This is a genomic window from Nocardia sp. BSTN01, from assembly GCF_015354405.1.
Lineage (GTDB): Bacteria > Actinomycetota > Actinomycetes > Mycobacteriales > Mycobacteriaceae > Nocardia.
On the sequence record NZ_JADKYP010000011.1, the window covers coordinates 33,056 to 50,644 of the forward strand.

Consider the following 17,589-nt stretch of genomic DNA (forward strand, 5'->3'; position numbering starts at 1 on the left):
CCGCGCGGCGGTCAATGCACGCCGAGGGCTGCCGCCAGCGTCGGCCAGGCCCGCGGCAGCTCGTCCTTCCAGTACGGCCAGGAATGCGTCCCGACCGGGCGCAGATCGACGTCGGCCGGGATCTGCATACGCTCCAGCCGATCCGCGAGAGCCATCGTGCAGGCGTTGGAGCCGGCCTCGAGCGGGCCGCCGAAACCGATCGACGACACCGCTTCCGGATTACCCGGAACGTCGTAGGGCCCCGGCACACCGGAACCGGCGGACAGGAAGATCGCCTTACCGCGCAGAGTGTCGGCGTGCATCATCACGTCGTGGGCAAGCCAGTCCGGATCTTCCTGTTTGCCGAACATGTTGTCCGGCTCGCCGCCGTAGGTGCGGACCACCGCCCGCGCCTGCGCCTGCCCGAAATCGGAACCCATTGCGTAACAACCACTGTGGGCGGCGACCGCCACATACGCCTGCGGTTCGCGCATCGCCAGCATCATCGCCGCCTCCGCACCCATCGAGACGCCTTCCACCGCATCGCGGCCGTTGCCCTCGAATGTCGCATCGATCAGCGGCGGGAGTTCGCGCGTGAGGAAGGTCTCCCATTTGTTGGTGCCGAGTACCGGATCCGGATGCTGCCAATCCGTGTAGTACCCCGCCGGGCCGCCGATCGTGAGAACGACGTTGACGTCCTTGTCGGCGAAGAACTGCACCGCACCACCACGCTCGGTCCAGTTGTTGTACTCGTTGCTCGCGCTGCGCCCGTCGAGCAGATACAGGGTCGGGCGCGGATGGCTGCGGTCCGCCGGCACCAGCACCTGCACCTGCACCGTGCGTCCCATCGCCGGGGAGTCCACGAAGACCCGCAACCAGCGATCGTCGATCGGTTCGATGCGGTCGATCGAAGCGGTGGCCGGACGGGGATCGTCCAGCGCCGGAGGCGGCCCCTCGGCGGAACCCGAATCGGCCGGGGGCGCGGGCGCGGCGGCAATCGACGGCGCTCCCCAGATCGCCCCACTCATCAGGAGTGCGGCGATGGTGGCGCCGGACAGCCGACGCCGTATCCGGCGACGAACCATGGCCGTCATCCTGCCAGAGGTCGCGCGAGGCGTCGAAAACACACGAGCGCGCGTCGTCCCCCCTAATCTCCGGCCAGCGATTTCTCCCACCGCTGTTCGACCCCGGCGAAGCGCCAGATCGCCAGCGCTGCCGCCCACGTCGCGACGAACAAGCCGACGATGATGAACCCGAGCTGCCCCAGATCGAGATTGCCTATCCACGCCACGGCACCCGATCGGACGTCGAGCCGGTCGGCGAGGATCGACACCAGTTCCTGTCCGCCGATCAGCAAGGCCACCGCCACCGACAACCCGGTGATCACGAGGTTGTAGTAGATCTTGCGGATCGGCCGGGCGAAGGCCCAGTCGTAGGCATAGCTCATGAACGAGCCGTCGATCGCGTCGAACAGCGACATACCCGCCGAAAAGAGCACGGGCAGTACCAGAATCGCGTACCAGGGCAGTCCGGTCGCGGCCGCGCCACCGGCGATCACCAGTAGCCCGACCTCGGTGACGGTATCGAAGCCCAGCCCGAACAGCACCCCGACCGGATACATGTGCACCGGCCGGCGCACCAGGCGAAGCACCGGGGCGAGGAGGCGGCTGAGCAGACCGCGGGTCTGCAGGTGCTGTTCGAGTCCGGCCTCGTCGAACTCCCCCCGCCGCATCCGCCGGAACACCCGCCAGATCGCGATCAGCGAGGAGAGGTTCAGCAATCCGATCAGTATCAGAAAGGCCCCGGAGACAGTGGTTCCCCACAGCCCGGTCCAGCGCTCCAGGGAGGAATTCTCGTCCTCGAGATTCGCCGCGAGCGCGCGCACGCCCAGCGCGAGCAGACAGACCAGCACCAGCACGACCGACGAATGCCCGAGCGAGAACCAGAACCCCACCGACTGCGATCGCGCCCGCCCGTTCTCGGCCACCAACTTTCGCGTGGTGTTGTCGATCGCGGCGATATGGTCCGCGTCGAATGCATGCCGCATACCGAGGGTGTACGCGGTCACCCCCAGCCCCACCCCGTACACGGCACCGTTCACCGAATGATGCTGCGGCACGACGACCAGCAACAACGTCCCCCACCCCAGGATGTGCAACACCACCACCGCAGTCGCCATCCCCACCACACTGCGCATACGGTCCCCCCGTCCAGGTTCATCCGACCATCGCGAACGATTGTCGCCGATCCCACCGACACACGCCGCCGCTGCGCCGGCCGGCCGCGCCGCCCGGACCGATTCGGCATCCCCGCATCCGCGCCAGTAGGCTGAGACACCGTTCCGGCCCGCCCGGAACGAGGTGGGTTGCCCGAGCGGCCTAAGGGAACGGTCTTGAAAACCGTCGTGGTTCACGCCACCGTGGGTTCAAATCCCACACCCACCGCAGGTGGAGGGTCCGTCACCAGGGCACGGGTCCGGCGTCGGAGAAGAATCCGCCGGTCGGTCCGTCGTCGGGCAGGGTGGCGAGGTGGATCGCGATCGCGGCACCCTGTTGCGGGGTTCGGATGCCGCGGAAGCCGTTGAGGTCGGTGGCGGTGAAGCCGGGGCAGCCGGCGTTGATCAGGATGTCGGTGTCGGCCAGTTCCTTGACGTACTGGATGGTGACCGCGTTCAGGAAGGTCTTCGAGGCCGCGTACGCAGCGGAAATCGGGCCGGTGTCGGTGCCGGGGGTGGTCTGCAGCGTGAGCGAGCCGACGCTGCTGGACATGTTCACGATCCGCGGCGATGCCGAACGCCGCAGCATGGGCAGCATCGCGTTGGTGACACGGATGACCCCGATCACGTTGGTTTCCACGGCAGCTCGCACGGTCGCGGGATCGACCACGGTGGGTTCCTGTGGCACGTCGCCGGTGATCGCGGCATTGTTGACCAGGACGTCGAGCCCTCCGGCGTGGTCGGCGATCAGATCGGCCGCGGCGGCCACGCTCGCGTCGTCGGTCACGTCGAGCGGAACGCCGAATGCGTCGATCCCCGCCGCGCGCAATTTCTCCACCGCGGTGTCGCGGCGTTGCTCATCGCGCGCGCCCACACCGATTCGCCAGCCGAGGGCGCCCAGGCCCGCCGCGATCTCGTATCCGATTCCCTTGTTCGCGCCGGTCACCAGCGCGATCGTCCGTTCACTCATACCGTCGATCCTGGTTCCGTCTCCGGCGACGCGTCCAACACCGGCTGGGTGGCGATTCATACCGCACGGGTATTGGTGGCGGTGAGCGCCGGATACGATGACCCGGTGGAGACGCGGGAGTTGCGATACTTCGTCGCCGTCGCCGAGGAATTGCATTTCGGGCGGGCGGCACAGCGACTCGCGATGGCGCAACCACCACTCTCACGGGCGATCCGACAGCTCGAGCGGCGGCTCGGCGTGGTTCTGCTGCGCCGCACCACTCGCTCGATCGCCCTGACCGAGGCCGGGTCGGTGCTGTTGCGGGAGGCCCGTGCCGCGCTCGACGCGGTCGAAGCCGCGGAGCGGCGCACCCGCCGCGCCGCCGCCCATCGACCCGGGATGGTGCTGGCCACGAAGGCCGGAGCGTCCAGCGAACTGCTGTCGAAACTGCTGGACGCCTACGCTGCCGAACCGGGCGCCGTCCCCGTCGAGGTGATCCTGTGCGGGCCCGGCGAACAGGAGGGACTGCTGCGCGACGGTCGTGCCGACGTCGCCCTGCTCCACCGGCCCTTCGACACGACCGCCGGATTCGACACCGAGGATCTGCACACCGAACAGCAGGTTCTGGTCCTGCCCGCGGGTCACCCCCTCGCCTCCCGGACCCACGTGTCGTCGGCCGAGGTCTCGGCCCTGACGGATCTGCCCCTGCCGCGCTGGCCCCGGCAGGACGGGAGTTATCCCGACGGCCCCGGTCCGAAGGTTCGCGACCACACCCAACTGGCCCAACTGATCGCGCTCGGACGAACCTGCGCGGTCATGCCCGAGTCGGTCCGATCCCACCTCCGCGACGATCACGCGATCGTGCCGGTACCGGACGCACCGGCGGTCACCACGGTCATCGCCTGGCCACCACACAGCAAATCCAGAGCCGTCGCCGACCTCGTCCGCACCGCGACACGCCTCTAGCCGGCACCGTGGTTCCGCGGCCGCGCTGTGCCGAAATGCCGACTACGCGAAGCAACATCGGTTCGCGGGCACGTGCGTCCACGACTATGGCGCCGACCCGCGTAACAGTCGGCGCCACAGTCGTTTCCGGGCATTATTCGAACGGCACAGGTTCAGAAGCACCACACCCAATCGGCAGATCCCGGCAGCGGGATGGTGATGCAGATGGCGATCGGTTTCGCCGTGGTATCGGAAGCGCTGTCGGCGGAGGCGATGGGCGCCGCCACGGCACCGAGCGACACGATGATCGCGGTGGTTGCGAGGGCTTTCGCTGACTTCCTGTGCATGGTTCGAACCTTTCGACGTCACCCTTCGAAGGAAAACCGGAAAACCCGGTCCCGGACCTAGCGCCCTAATGGTCCCGTCCGCGAACAGTCAGCAACAAGGGACCAACGTCCCCGATCGAGGGCTGCGCTTCGGATCAGGTGCGGCGGGGGTCGGTTTTGGCGTTGACTCGGTCGAAGGCGTCGCCGAGGGCGGTGAGCTCTTCGGGGCTGAGCAGGTCGACGAAGGTGCGGCGGACGGCGGCTACATGGCCGGGGGCGGCGGCGCGGAGGCGGCGCATACCTTCGTCGGTGAGGTGGGCGCGGACGCCGCGGCCGTCCTCTTCGCAGCTGGTGCGGCGGACCATGCCCTCGTCCTCCATGCGGCGGATCTGGTGGGTGAGGCGGCTGCGCGAGGACAGCACGCCGTCGGCGAGATCGCTCATCCGCAGCGAACCGCCCGGAGCCTCGGAAAGCATCACGAGGATGCGGTATTCGGGCAGGCTCATATCGCTGTCGGCCTGTAACTGGCGGTTGAGTTCCACCATCAGGCGCTGATGCCCGTCCATGAACGCACGCCATGCCCGCTGCTGTGCCGAGCTCAACCACGGCGGCGAGGCCGGGTGACCGCTCGGTTCGTAAGCCATGGCGCCATTCTATTGGGCCCGAATGGAAGGAATGTCGGCTGGTCAGGGACCTGCGGACAAGATCACCCGGATCGGCCGCACAGCCGCACCTGTTCCAGCGCGGCGAGCACCTAGAGTCGAGGTATGTACGCGGCGACGTTGGACGGTTTCGGTGGGCCAGAGGTGATCCGCTGGGCGGAGGTGCCGGATCTGCCGCCACCCGGACCGGGCGAGGTGGCGATCGACGTCGTTGCGGCCGGGGTCAATCGCGCGGATCTGTTGCAGCGCCAGGGTTTCTATCCGTCGCCGCCGGGCGCCAGCGACATCCTGGGCCTCGAGGTGTCGGGTGTCGTGGCCGAGGCCGGCGCGGGCGTGCGGGATCTGCGCCCGGGCGATCGGGTGTGCGCGCTGTTGTCCGGTGGCGGCTACGCCCAGCGCGTGGTCGTCGCCGCGAGTCAGGTGCTGCCGGTGCCCGAGGGATTGGATCTGGCTGCGGCAGCGGCACTTCCGGAGGTCGCCGCCACCGTCTGGTCGAATCTGGTGATGCGGGCCGGAATGCGCGCCGGGCAGCTGCTGCTCGTCCACGGCGGCGGAAGCGGAATCGGCACCCATGCCATTCAGGTCGCGGTGAATCGCGGTGCGCGCGTCGCGGTGACCGCCGGTTCGCAGTACAAATTGGATCGCTGCGCCGAATTGGGCGCGAGCATCGGAATCAATTATCGGGAACAGGATTTCGTCGAAGTCCTCGGCGAAACCGGTGGCGCCGACATCATTCTCGACAATATGGGCGCGAAATACCTGCCGCGCAACGTTTCCACACTCGCCGAGGACGGGCAACTGTGCGTGATCGGCATGCAGGGCGGTGTGACGGGCGAATTGAATCTGGCGGAGCTGCTCGGTAAGCGCGGCACCATCCACGCCACCAATCTGCGCAAGCGGCCGGCGACCGGGAAGTCGAGTAAGGCCGAGATCATCGCGGAGCTGCGGCGGCATCTGTGGCCGCTGATCGCGAAGGGCGCGGTGGTGCCGGTGGTCCATGCCGAAGTCCCGGTCACGGAGGCGGCGCACGCCCACGAACTGCTCGATTCGGCCGAGACCGTCGGCAAGGTGGTGCTGCGCATCGACGAGGCGTGAACGGCGCGCCCGCCGCGAGCTACTTCTCCAGCGAGTTCAGCGCCCGGCCCAGCTGTTCGATCTCGAATTTCGTTGTGTAGGGCGCCAAACCGAGGGTGACGGCACCACCTTCGTCGTTGACGCCCAGCGCGTCGAGCAACCGGCTGCCGCCGTGCGCGCCGCTGACGGTGCCGATGCGGTGGTCGGCGAGTTCGGCGGAGATCTTCTCCGCCTGCATCCCCGCGATGGTGAAACTGACCGTCGGGATGCGGGTGGAGGCGCGGCCGATCACGGTCAGATCCGGCACGGCGTCGAGCACCTCCATCAGATTCTCGAACAGCTGATCGTGATAGTCCTGCAGCGAGGTGATCGACACCTCCAGCCGCTCCCGGCGGCTGCCGGTGGCCTGTTCGTCCAGTCCGGCGAGGTAGTCGATGGAGGTGGTCAGCCCCGCGAGCAGCGCGTACTGATGTCCGCCGACCTCGAGCCGCTCGGCGCCCTTGGCGTAGGGGTTCAGTGACATCGAGGGGATGCGATCCAGGAATGCCGGATCGCGGAACACCAGCGCCCCGATCTGCGGACCACCCCAGGCCGGTGCGGAGAGCGCGACGACGTCGGCATTGAGTTCGTCGATGTCGATCAGGGCGTAGGGCGCCGCGCCGAAACAGTCGGCGACCAGCAGTCCACCCACCTCGTGCACCCGGTCGGCGGCGACCCGGACCGCGGGTGCGGAGCCGACGATCGGCGAGGCGGCGGTGACCGCGACCAGGCGCGCGGTCGGGCCGATCAGTTCCTCGAACTGCCAGGCCGGCATCTCGCAAGTTTCGATCTCCACCTCGGCCCAGCGCACATGGGCGCCGTAGCGGTTGGCGATGCGCAGCCACGGGGCGACATTGGCCTCGTCGTCCAGGCGCGAGAGCACGATGCCGGTGCCGAGGCCGAGCCGTGAACTCAGCGATTCGGCCAGCCAGGCCAGCAGCACCGCCCGATCCGGGCCGAGTACGACGCCTGCCGGATCGCCGCCGACGAGATCGGCGACCGCCTCCCGGGCCGCGTCGAGAATCGCGCCACCGCGGCGTGCGGCGGCATGACGATTGGTGTGCGAAAAAGCAGAGGTCCGGAAACCGGTTGATACGGCGCGCGATACCGAATCCGGGACCAGCATCCCTGCTTGGGGGTCCAGATGGATCCAGCCGTCGCCCAGGGACGGTATCAACCCCCGAACCCTCGCGACGTCGTAAGTCATGCTCGCCACTCTAAGGGCAGCGGGCAAGTCGGCGGAACCGTGCGCCGACCCAATGCGATATCACGCGACATGGCAACCGACTTTCACAAACCGAACCACACACGAGGCGGACAGAACCGCAACAGAATACTTCCGCCCGAAATCGGACCGCGTACCCCGTTCCGGCACCGGGCCCTCACCGGGCGATGCGTCGTTCACTTAGCGCTCGGCGCGGGAAGCAGACATCATGGATGCCATGACGCAATCGGACGGAGCACCGGATTCCATCGTGGTGATCGGACCCGAGGGGCGGCCGCTGGTCATTCCGGCCGGCGCCCAGGGTGAGGCGCCGTTCGCCGGGCAGGTGGTCGGCGAAGGCGACACCGACGCCGAGGGCGCGCAGACCGCCGGCGGCGAGGAGTCGCTCGCCGATATGGTCGAGCAGCCCGCGAAGGTGATGCGGATCGGCACCATGATCAAGCAGCTGCTCGAGGAGGTACGCGCGGCTCCGCTGGACGAGGCCAGCCGCAACCGGCTCAAAGAGATCCACAAGACCTCGGTGCACGAGCTCGAGCAGGGACTCTCCCCGGAGTTGCGCGACGAACTCGAGCGGCTCGCCCTGCCGTTCGGCGAGGATTCCGTGCCGTCCGACGCGGAACTGCGGATCGCCCAGGCGCAGCTGGTCGGGTGGCTGGAGGGCCTGTTCCACGGTATTCAGACCGCGTTGTTCGCCCAGCAGATGGCGGCCCGCGCGCAGCTCGAGCAGATGCGGCACGCGCTGCCGCCGGGTGCGCACATCCCGCGCGAGGGCGGGCAGGGCGGATCGGTGACCGGAGGCGGTCAGTACCTCTGAACACCGCTGATCTTCGGATAGCCTCGAGCCCCCACCGGCGGGGATCGGCTCTGCGCTACAGTCGTGCACTGTGCCAGCAGCTGCCCCTGCCGATTCGGCCACAGCCGAACGTCCGGCCGACGCCACGGTGCCCCTGATGTCGGATGCGCAAACGTTTCCGCGGGCCTTCAAAGACCTCCGCGAGGGGTTCTCTCAGCGTGAGCTGTGGCTACAGCTGGGCTGGCAGGACATCAAGCAGCGCTACCGGCGATCGGTGATCGGCCCGTTCTGGATCACCATCGCCACCGGCGTGCAGGCAGCCGCGATGGGTGTGCTCTACGCGGCGATCCTGAATCAGGATCTGTGGACGTATCTGCCGTACGTGACCGTCGGCCTGATCATCTGGAACGTGATCAACGCCAGCATCCTCGAGGGTTCGGATGTGTTCATCGCCAACGAGGGGCTGATCAAACAGCTGCCCTCGGCGCTGAGCGTGCACGTCTACCGGCTGGTGTGGCGGCAGTTCCTGTTCTTCGCGCACAACATCGTGATCTATCTGGTCATGCTGGTGGCCTTCGGCGTCTGGGAACATCTGGACTGGACTGTGCTGCTGGCGATTCCCGCGATCGCGCTGGTGTTCCTGAATTCGGCGTGGGTGTCGATCGTGTTCGGCATCTTCTCCACCCGCTACCGCGACATCGCCCCGATCCTGGGCAGTATGACGCTGATGCTGTTCGTGCTGACCCCGGTCATGTGGACCACGAAGTCACTGCACGATCAGGGCGGGGCGGTGAGCGAGCGGGCCAAGCTGGTCGAGTTGGTGCCGACCTATCACTATCTCGAGATCGTGCGCGCGCCCCTGCTCGGCGATCCGGTGCAGGTGCGGTCGTGGCTGGTCGTCGGTGTGATCACCGTGGTCGGCTGGACGGTGGCGATCCTGGCGTTGAAGCAATACCGTTCCCGCGTGCCGTACTGGGTGTAGAGGACGATATGACCGGAGTAAGCATCGAAACCCGCCAGGCGTGGGTGGAGTTTCCCATCTTCGACGCCAAGTCACGGTCGCTGAAGAAGGCTTTCCTGGGCAAGGCCGGCGGATCCATCGGGCGCAATCAGTCCGATGTGGTCGTCGTGGAGGCCCTGCGTGACATCACGCTGTCGCTGAAAGAGGGTGACCGGGTCGGCCTGGTCGGCCACAACGGCGCCGGGAAGTCGACGCTGCTGCGGCTGCTCTCGGGTATCTACGAGCCCACCCGCGGCAGTGCGCGGGTGCGCGGCCGGGTGGCGCCGGTGTTCGACCTCGGTGTCGGCATGGATCCGGAGATCTCCGGCTACGAGAACATCATCATCCGCGGGCTGTTCCTCGGGCAGACCCGCAAGCAGATGCTGGCCAAGGTCGACGAGATCGCCGACTTCACCGAACTCGGCGAATATCTGAACATGCCGCTGCGCACCTATTCGACCGGTATGCGGGTACGGCTGGCGATGGGCGTGGTGACCTCGATCGATCCGGAAATCCTGCTGCTGGACGAGGGTATCGGCGCGGTCGACGCGGAATTCATGAAGAAGGCCCGCAACCGGCTGCGTGATCTGGTGGCGCGCTCCGGAATCCTGGTGTTCTGCAGCCATTCCAACGAATTCCTGGCCCAATTGTGCGACACCGCAATGTGGATCGACCACGGCACGCTGCGCATGCAGGGTGATATCGAGGATGTGGTGCGCGCCTACGAGGGCCCGGAGGCGGGCGATCACGTGAAGCAGATCCTGCGTGAGCTCGAACTCGAACGCAATCCCGCATGACGACGGCGGCAGAGGACACGGACATGGGCGGTCAAGCGCGGAGGCGGGAGCGTAGCGTAACCACGCAGCGCTCCGCCCATGTCCCAGAGGACAAGGACACGACCATGAGTGATCAGGCGGCCCCGTCCGCGGACAGCGGAGTGGCCCGGATCATCGCGGTGGTCGTGACCCACAAACGCCGGGAACTGCTGAGCGAATCGCTGAAGGTGCTCGCCTCGCAGACTCGCCCGATCGACCATCTGATCGTCATCGACAACGGCAACGAGCCCGAGGTCGGCGAGATGGTGGAAGAACAGCCGATCGAATCGACCTATCTGGGTTCGGAACACAATCTCGGTGGCGCCGGCGGTTTCGCGCTCGGCATGTTGCACGCGCTGACCATGGGCGCGGATTGGGTGTGGCTGGCCGACGACGACGGCCGTCCCGAAGGTCCGGACGTGCTGGAGAAATTGCTCGATTGCGCAGCGCGCCACGGTCTTTCGGAAGTGTCACCGGTGGTGGCCGATATCGACGATCCGGATCGGCTGGCATTTCCGCTGCGCCGCGGCGTGGTGTGGCGGCGGCTGCGGTCCGAGCTCGGTGACGAGGACTTCCTGCCCGGTATCGCGTCGCTGTTCAACGGCGCCCTGATCTCCGCCGAGGCGCTCGAGGTGATCGGCGTGCCCGATCTGCGACTGTTCGTGCGCGGCGACGAGGTCGAGGTGCACCGGCGGCTGGTGCGTTCGGGCCTGCCATTCGGAACTTGTCTGCAGACGGCGTATCTGCACCCCAACGGGTCGGCGGAATTCAAGCCGATTCTCGGCGGCCGCATGCACACCCAGTATCCGGACGATCCGGTCAAACGCTATTTCACCTACCGCAACCGTGGCTATTTGATGGCACAGCCCGGTATGCGCAAACTGCTGCCCCAGGAATGGGCGCGGTTCTCCTGGTTCTTCCTCGTACAGCAAAAAGATCCGGCCGGTCTGCGAGAATGGTTGCGGCTGCGGCGTCTGGGGCGACGCGAGCAGTTCCATAAACCCGGTTAGATCAGTGCTTTTGGCATGAGGAGGTACGGCTGTGAGCAACCCCTACGGTGGGCAGCCACCCTATGGGCAACCATTCCCACCGAACGGTGCACAGCCGTATCCGCCGGCGCAGCCGTATCCCGGCGCTCCGCAGCCCAACGGTCCCTATGGCGCGCCACCGCCGCACGGCGGTAGCGGAGCCGTTGCCGCGCCGGGACATCCGCAGCCGCACGCGGGTTCGCAGCCGCATATTCCTCAGCCGCACAACGTCTCTCAGCCGCATCAGGCGCCGGGTTGGGGCGCGCCCCCGGCTCCACCGCAGCCCTACGGACAGCCGCCGACGAATCCCTATGGGGCGCAGCCCTATCCGGGCCAGCCGCCGTTCAACGGCGGACCGGCGCCCTACGGTGCGCCCAATCCCGGTGCACCGCAGGGCCAGTACGGCGCCTACGGCCCCGCGTTCCAGCCGCAACCGGGACCGCAGGGCATCGTCGTCGACGCCTCGTACTTTCCGTTGGGATTCCTGCTCGCGCTGACCGGCCCGAAGATTCTCGTCGACGGCATGGAGGTGCCGATGGCGAAGTGGGGACAGACCCACATCCCGGTCGGCCCCGGGCAGCATCACGTGCGCGTGGCGACGAAGTGGCTGTGGGATATGGGTCCGGCCGAGACGACCGTGCCGGTCGCGGAGGGCCACAGTACCCACGTCTACTACAAGTCGCCCGCCATCGCCTTCATCAACGGCGCCATCGGGCCGGTACCGCAGGCCGCTCCCGGTGCGATCGTTTCCTACATCAGCCTCGGCGTGGTCGGGGTGTTCATCCTGCTGCAGTTGCTGATCGCCTGCACGATCTGACCGAGCGGTCCGGGACGAAGCAGTCCCGGAAAATACGTTGCGGCCCGCGCGGCGGGCTGTCATTGTTTATCCATCCGGTCGCGGAGGCGACCGAACCCGAGTATCGAGACACGAGAGGGTCGAGGAGGTGGAATACGTGAACGTCGGCAGTCGGATTGTCGCGGACGGAGCCCGGTATCAGACCGAAAAGCGCTCCGCCGCACGTATTTCCACTCTCCTCCCCATGCACTGAGCCCTTCGCGGGCTCGGTGCCCGACGAAGGATGTCTCCCCTCATGGTCGATTACGACCGTCTCCTTCCCTACGGCTGGACCGCCGACCTCTCCGCCGCGTACGCAGGGCTGCTCGATACCGGCTGGGTCCCGGCCCGCGTGATCCGGATGGATCGCAGTGAATGCGATGTCGCGACGCCCGACGGGCTCGCCCGCGCTTCCTGTCCGCGGGCGGATACCAACATCAACGGCCTGTGTACCGGTGACTGGGTCGCCGTCGCACCGGCCGACACGTCCGCCGGCCCGGCGTTCACAGTACGAAAGTTGTTGCCGCGCCGCACGATTCTGCAGCGCGCGACGGTATCCGGCCGCTCCGACGCACAGGTGCTGGCCACGAATGTGGATACCGTCGCGATCTGTGTCGCCGCCGACGGTGAGATCGACCTGGGTCGCATCGAACGGATGCTGGCCCTGGTCTGGGAATCCGGTGCGCAGCCTGTCGTGGTGCTGACGAAATGCGATCTGGCGCCGGATGTTTCACTGCCCGACGTGCGCGCCGCGGCGCCGGGTGCGGCGGTGGTGCCGGTCTCCGCGACCACCGGCGCCGGTATGGATGTGCTGCGCGCGGTGGCGGCCGGCACGGTCGCACTGATCGGATCGTCCGGCGCCGGCAAGTCGACGCTGGCCAATGCGCTGCTGGGCGAGGAGGTTTTCGCGACGGACCGGGTCCGCGTCTCGGACAAGCGGGGGCGGCACACCACGGTGCATCGCGAGTTGCGGCCGATCCCCGGCGGCGGAACCCTGATCGACACACCCGGTCTCCGGGCGATCGGGCTGTGGGCTGCCGAACAGGGGCTGGCCCGGACCTTCACCGATATCGAATCGCTCGCCACGCAATGCCGATTCTCCGACTGCGAACACCGCACCGAACCCGGATGCGCGATTCTCGCGGCCCTCGACACCGGTGAGCTGCCGCAGCGACGACTGGACAGCTACCGCAAACTGCAGCGCGAGAACGACCGGCTCGCCGCGCGCAGCGACGCCCGGTTGCGGGCCGAACGGGATCGGGTCTGGCGCGAGATCAGCAAATCGCAGCGGCGAATGTACAAGGAACGTGACCCTCGTCGCCATCAACGGTGACCTGCTATGCAACTAGTTGCATAGCGCAGTGCGGTGCCCTACTGTGCGAATCGGGTAGTTCAGCATCCCGGCTCCTTCGGATCGCCGATCATGGAGCCGGGGTGATCGCACAGATGGGAGCAGGGATATGACCGAAGCTGGTAAGCCACTGGCCGGCCGCACCATGATCATGTCGGGCGGCAGCCGCGGCATCGGCCTGGAGATCGCCAAGCGGGCCGCCGCCGACGGTGCGAACATCACGCTGATCGCCAAGACCGATCAGCCGCATCCGAAACTTCCGGGCACGATCCACACCGCTGCCGAGGAACTCGAGGCCGCGGGCGGCCGGGTGCACAAATTCGTCGGTGATGTGCGCGACGACGAGGGCGTCGACGAAGCCGTGCGACAGACCGTGGAGCGGTTCGGCGGTATCGATATCGTCGTCAACAACGCCTCGGCGATCGATCTGTCACCGACCGAGACGCTGTCGATGAAGAAGTACGACCTGATGCAGGACATCAACTGCCGCGGCAGTTTCCTGCTGTCGAAGACCAGCATCCCGGCACTGAAGGAATCGGCCGAGGCCGGGCGCAACCCGCACATCCTCACCCTGTCGCCGCCGCTGAACCTCGACCCGAAATGGGCGGGCAGCTCGCTGGGCTACACCATCGCCAAGTACGGAATGTCGCTCACCACTTTGGGTTTGGCCGAGGAATTGCGCAAGTACGGCATCGGCGTGAACTCGCTGTGGCCGCGCACCACCATCGCCACCGCAGCGGTCCGCAACCTGCTCGGCGGTGAGGAAATGGTCCAGACCTCCCGCACCCCCGACATCTACGCCGACGCCGCCTACCTGGTCCTCACCTCCCCCGCCAAGGACACCACCGGCAACTTCTTCATCGACGACGAGGTGCTGAACTCGCACGGCGTCACCGATCTGGACAAGTACCGCGTGGTCCCCGGTGACGGCCCACTGACCACGGACCTGTTCCTCTAGGCCGGTCCACACTCCCCGCCACAGTGGTGTTGCCACTTCCGACAGCCCGATCCGACGCCGATACATCGGCACCCGGGTCGGGCTGTCGACAGGAGTGCGAAGATGGTCAGCGCTTGCCGTGCGGAAGCGGCATTACCGGTGCCACAACGGTTTTCGGCCGTACGGGGTAGAGTTCACGGCGGCGATATCGAGGGGAGTTGATTCGCGATGGAATACCGCTGGATTTTCGGCGTGGCGGTCGTGTCGGCCGTCGCCGCGAGCACACTGATCGGGGGCGCGGCCGGCGCATCGGCCGTCGAGGTCGCACCCGGTGTGTTCTGCGAGCGGGCCGGCTGCCACAACGACAACGACGACATCTATCGGGTGGACGCCGAGATCGTCTGCTCGGGCCTGGGCGGCACGGTCCGGGGTACGGCATGGGTGCCGCCGCACGGTGACGCCCGCATCAACGACTCGTGCCCGATGGAGACCGGCCCCGGCCACTTCGAGACCCCGCCGCCCGACATGCAGCCCGACGGCACCTGGAACCAGCAGCCGCCGCAGTTCGTCCCGGACCTTCCGCGACCGACCTACCCGACCTCGTACCGATATCTCGGCGCGGTGGTCGACAACAATCCACCCCCACCTCCGACCGGCTCGTTCGGCCGCTGATCCGCGGTGTGCCCGCCCGGTGAACATACCGGGCGGGCCCGCGGCTCAGATGCCGTAGAGCCGTTCCCAGTTCTCGCGGCTGGTCAATTCCGGTGCCGCGGCCCGGTACTGGCGGCTCAATTCCGGAAGTTCGCGGCGCAGGCGCCGCAGGACCCGGACGGTACGCAGCAGCAGGGCACGGGCTTTCTCCTTGTCCCGCTGCCGGATTCGCACGCCGGACTGGGAGGCGTCGGTCACCACGACGTGATCGAACAGGGCCAGATGCCACCAGTGCGCGTCCTCGCGGGTGACGCCCACGACGCCGTGCTGGGTGCGTCCGGTCCACTGCTGGATCGCACGCTTGACCAGCACCAGCAGCGGGCGGCTCGGTTCGCCACCGGCGCGGCGGAGCTGGATGTCGGACTGCCGGACCGGTGCGGTGGCGGCCGCGTGCTTCTTCGTCTCGCCGTACTCACCGCGACTGGTTCGAGCGGCCGACAGTGCCTGAATTCCGCCGTCGCGCAGGATCTTCGGGCCCTGCAGGAAGTCCTCGATGCCCTGCAGGGTGGTGTGCGCGAGACCGTACTGCATACCCACCAGATATTCCGCGATCTCACGGAACAGCTTGCGGGTCACCGCCTTCGCGTCGAGATCGGTGTGCATGGAGCTGACGATGAGCGAATTGCGCATGCTGAAGTAGCGCGCCCAGTCGTCGAAGTCCTTCCAGTAGAAGTCCGCGTGCCAGACCGCCGCATTCGGCAGCGTCACGGTCACGAATCCCGCCTCGCGGGCGCGGACACCGTATTCGACGTCGTCCCACTGGAAGAAGATCGGCAGCGGCAGTCCGATCCGGGCCACCACCTCGGCCGGGATCAGGCAGGTCCACCAGGCGTTGTAGCCGGCGTCGACGCGGCGCTCCTGATTGCGCTTGAGCATGCTGGTGTTGCGCAACGCCTTGGGCACCTTCTGACCGTGCCGCAGCTCGTTCAGGTGCACTTCCTCGGCGCCGACGTTGAGATAGTCGGGGTTCAGCAGGAACAGCATCTGCGCGCCGACCAGGGTCGGTTCCACCGTGAGATTGGCAAAGGCGTTGAGCCGCAACACCGTTTCGGGCTCGCAGAGGATGTCGTCGTCCATCAGGATGACGTCGGCGTGCTCGTTCGCCGCCGACACCTCGTACAACCCGCGGGTGAAGCCGCCCGCCCCGCCGAGATTCGGCTGCCGGATGTAGCGCAGTTTGTCACCGAAACGCGGCCGCGTCCGCTGGAACAGCTCCCGGTCCGACACCAGGTCGGTGCCCTGGTCGACCACGTACACCGCGTCGATGGCCGCCAGAACCTCCGGATCCGAGGCGAGGGCGGCGACGGTGTGCGCGCAGTCCTCGGCCCGGTTGAAGGTGCAGATCGCGATCGCGACCGGGCGGACGCGATCCGGCGCGGGCGCGGTCCAGGTGAGTTCACCGATCGCGAGTTCGCCTCCGACAGCGTCGAATTCGACCCACAGCGCCCCGCCGTCCACATACTGATCCAGCGGCGCCCGCAGGGTGATCACCCCGTCAGAATTCACATCCGCGGAGTCGATGATGCGCCGGTGCCCGGCGATATCGGAGGCGGCCAGCCGGATCCGGGCCCGGTCGCCGACCGCGACCCGCATCGAGACCTCGACCTCGGTCACCGTCGTCCAGCGCTGCCAGTAACTGGCCGCGAATCGGCCGAAATAGGTATTGGTGTGGGCGTGCGCGCCCTTTTCCAGCCGCAGCGACAGCCGTTCGCGATGCGATTTGCCCTTGACCACCGCATAGAGTTCATCGCTGATCTTGGGTGCCGGGCCGGTGAAGATGCCCCGGGCCAGAACCAGGCGGTCGGGGGCGCGGTGCTCGGTCCGCAGGGCGCCGGGTGCGGGCTCGGCGATCCGCGGGTCGTTCTCGGTGGCGGTCACGGCCTGGCCAGCCGACTGATCCATGGTGGAATCCCTCGTAAACAGTGTCCGATGGCGCCGAATCCGGCGCGGGCGCGGTCAAGTGCGGGCTCGGTGCGAGCGATACCCATTATGTCCGTCTCATGTCGCGGCGTCCGATGGGAGGGCCGGTGATCGACAATTGCGGCGCACGATCACCGGCCTGACCGGGTGCGGGTGTCCCGCAAATCACGACCCGAGCGCGACTCGGCGAAGACGAAAGTGTCGTAGGCCCAGTAGCGGAAAACCACCGCCACGATCTGGCCGATCAGAGTGCCGGAGATGTTGTCCGCCAGCGGCGAGGACAGGTGCAGGACATATCGGGAGAATGCCAGACACCCCAGCTGCAATCCGATGGCAACCACATTGAAAACGGTGTACAGCAAGTATTCGCGGGCGGGACTGCCGCCCTGCTTGTGCGCGAAAGTCCACCATTTGTTGCCGAAATACGTGACCACCGTGGCCACCAGAATCGAGATGATCTTCGCGACCAGCGGCGCGTGATTCAGAACTCCGTCGCCGCCCCAGAAGACCAGCAGATTATAGGTTCCGGCGTCGACGAGAAATCCGATCGCGCCGACCACCAGAAAGGCCGATCCCTGCCGCAGGGCGGTGACGACCTTGTGTCGCAAGGTATCGCCGGTTCGATCGACCGGTTCGGTCGCCGTCTCACTGCTGGCCACCCGGCGACGGTACCGCACCCCGGTTCCCCACCGCGTGATGCCGGTCGGGAGCGCGGCTCGCCGCGGGCGCGACCGAGCGGCTCACAGCGCACGCAAAGGGCGCGAGGTCGCGGCGGGTGCACCGCC

General features: G+C 67.2%; 18 protein-coding genes and 1 tRNA gene. 11 read left to right on the forward strand and 8 right to left on the reverse strand.

The window, feature by feature from the left end; genetic code table 11:
• Positions 1–11: 11 nt before the first annotated feature.
• Both IRT45_RS12260 and IRT45_RS12265 read right to left on the reverse strand, forming a co-directional pair.
• Positions 12–1,007: an alpha/beta hydrolase gene (locus tag IRT45_RS12260; RefSeq protein WP_375540096.1), complete on the reverse strand. Its 996-nt coding sequence runs from the start codon at positions 1,005–1,007 to the stop codon at positions 12–14.
• A gap of 119 nt (positions 1,008–1,126) precedes the next feature.
• The gene (locus IRT45_RS12265; protein ID WP_194805972.1) at positions 1,127–2,158 is read right to left on the reverse strand and encodes a HoxN/HupN/NixA family nickel/cobalt transporter; all 1,032 of its coding nucleotides are present in this window, start codon (positions 2,156–2,158) and stop codon (positions 1,127–1,129) included.
• Positions 2,159–2,338: 180 nt separating this feature from the next.
• Here IRT45_RS12265 and IRT45_RS12270 point away from each other — a divergent pair.
• Positions 2,339–2,423: transfer RNA gene (locus tag IRT45_RS12270), tRNA-Ser, on the forward strand.
• 15 nt (positions 2,424–2,438) lie between these two features.
• Here IRT45_RS12270 and IRT45_RS12275 read toward each other — a convergent pair.
• Positions 2,439–3,164, reverse strand: a complete 726-nt coding sequence (locus tag IRT45_RS12275) for an SDR family NAD(P)-dependent oxidoreductase (RefSeq protein WP_194805973.1) — start codon at positions 3,162–3,164, stop codon at positions 2,439–2,441.
• Between the two features lie 48 nt (positions 3,165–3,212).
• Between IRT45_RS12275 and IRT45_RS12280 the strand changes: the two genes are divergently transcribed.
• Positions 3,213–4,109: a LysR family transcriptional regulator gene (locus IRT45_RS12280; protein WP_309240912.1), complete on the forward strand. Its 897-nt coding sequence runs from the start codon at positions 3,213–3,215 to the stop codon at positions 4,107–4,109.
• Between the two features lie 152 nt (positions 4,110–4,261).
• Here the strand turns inward: IRT45_RS12280 and IRT45_RS12285 are convergent, their stop codons facing one another.
• Both IRT45_RS12285 and IRT45_RS12290 read right to left on the reverse strand, forming a co-directional pair.
• Positions 4,262–4,435 carry a hypothetical protein gene (locus IRT45_RS12285; RefSeq protein ID WP_194805974.1) on the reverse strand — a complete coding sequence of 58 codons (174 nt, stop codon included), beginning with the start codon at positions 4,433–4,435 and terminating at the stop codon, positions 4,262–4,264.
• 134 nt (positions 4,436–4,569) lie between these two features.
• Positions 4,570–5,058 (reverse strand): MarR family winged helix-turn-helix transcriptional regulator, encoded by a 489-nt coding sequence (locus tag IRT45_RS12290; protein ID WP_228534227.1) that lies wholly within the window; start codon positions 5,056–5,058, stop codon positions 4,570–4,572.
• 123 nt (positions 5,059–5,181) lie between these two features.
• Here IRT45_RS12290 and IRT45_RS12295 point away from each other — a divergent pair, with 123 nt between their 5' ends.
• Positions 5,182–6,171: an NAD(P)H-quinone oxidoreductase gene (locus tag IRT45_RS12295; protein ID WP_194805975.1), complete on the forward strand. Its 990-nt coding sequence runs from the start codon at positions 5,182–5,184 to the stop codon at positions 6,169–6,171.
• Positions 6,172–6,190: 19 nt separating this feature from the next.
• On the opposite strand, the gene IRT45_RS12300 is transcribed toward IRT45_RS12295, so the two are convergent.
• On the reverse strand, positions 6,191–7,396 hold the full coding sequence (locus IRT45_RS12300; protein WP_194805976.1) for a cysteine desulfurase-like protein: 1,206 nt from the start codon (positions 7,394–7,396) through the stop codon (positions 6,191–6,193).
• Between the two features lie 235 nt (positions 7,397–7,631).
• On the opposite strand from IRT45_RS12300, the gene IRT45_RS12305 reads away from it, so the two are divergent.
• The 8 genes from IRT45_RS12305 to IRT45_RS12340 all read left to right on the forward strand — a co-directional run bounded on the left by IRT45_RS12305 (position 7,632) and on the right by IRT45_RS12340 (position 14,845).
• Positions 7,632–8,228 carry a bacterial proteasome activator family protein gene (locus tag IRT45_RS12305; protein WP_194805977.1) on the forward strand — a complete coding sequence of 199 codons (597 nt, stop codon included), beginning with the start codon at positions 7,632–7,634 and terminating at the stop codon, positions 8,226–8,228.
• A gap of 136 nt (positions 8,229–8,364) precedes the next feature.
• Entirely contained in the window at positions 8,365–9,189 is an 825-nt protein-coding gene (locus IRT45_RS12310) for an ABC transporter permease (protein ID WP_194806050.1), read from the forward strand.
• An 8-nt stretch (positions 9,190–9,197) separates the two neighbouring features.
• On the forward strand, positions 9,198–10,004 hold the full coding sequence (locus IRT45_RS12315) for an ABC transporter ATP-binding protein (RefSeq protein WP_194805978.1): 807 nt from the start codon (positions 9,198–9,200) through the stop codon (positions 10,002–10,004).
• A 104-nt stretch (positions 10,005–10,108) separates the two neighbouring features.
• The gene (locus IRT45_RS12320; RefSeq protein ID WP_194805979.1) at positions 10,109–11,032 is read left to right on the forward strand and encodes a glycosyltransferase; all 924 of its coding nucleotides are present in this window, start codon (positions 10,109–10,111) and stop codon (positions 11,030–11,032) included.
• 31 nt (positions 11,033–11,063) lie between these two features.
• Complete coding sequence (locus IRT45_RS36790; RefSeq protein ID WP_228534262.1) at positions 11,064–11,867, forward strand: hypothetical protein; 804 nt, start codon at positions 11,064–11,066, stop codon at positions 11,865–11,867.
• Positions 11,868–12,141: 274 nt separating this feature from the next.
• A complete protein-coding gene (rsgA, locus tag IRT45_RS12330; RefSeq protein WP_194805980.1) occupies positions 12,142–13,218 on the forward strand; it encodes a ribosome small subunit-dependent GTPase A in 1,077 nt (358 codons plus the stop codon).
• 127 nt (positions 13,219–13,345) lie between these two features.
• Entirely contained in the window at positions 13,346–14,194 is an 849-nt protein-coding gene (locus tag IRT45_RS12335) for an NAD(P)-dependent oxidoreductase (protein WP_194805981.1), read from the forward strand.
• Between the two features lie 207 nt (positions 14,195–14,401).
• Entirely contained in the window at positions 14,402–14,845 is a 444-nt protein-coding gene (locus IRT45_RS12340; protein ID WP_194805982.1) for a hypothetical protein, read from the forward strand.
• 45 nt (positions 14,846–14,890) lie between these two features.
• Here IRT45_RS12340 and IRT45_RS12345 read toward each other — a convergent pair whose 3' ends face one another.
• Positions 14,891–16,786 carry a glycosyltransferase gene (locus tag IRT45_RS12345; RefSeq protein WP_194805983.1) on the reverse strand — a complete coding sequence of 632 codons (1,896 nt, stop codon included), beginning with the start codon at positions 16,784–16,786 and terminating at the stop codon, positions 14,891–14,893.
• A gap of 149 nt (positions 16,787–16,935) precedes the next feature.
• Complete coding sequence (locus IRT45_RS12350) at positions 16,936–17,463, reverse strand: GtrA family protein (RefSeq protein WP_309240913.1); 528 nt, start codon at positions 17,461–17,463, stop codon at positions 16,936–16,938.
• Between the last annotated feature and the right edge of the window lie 126 nt (positions 17,464–17,589).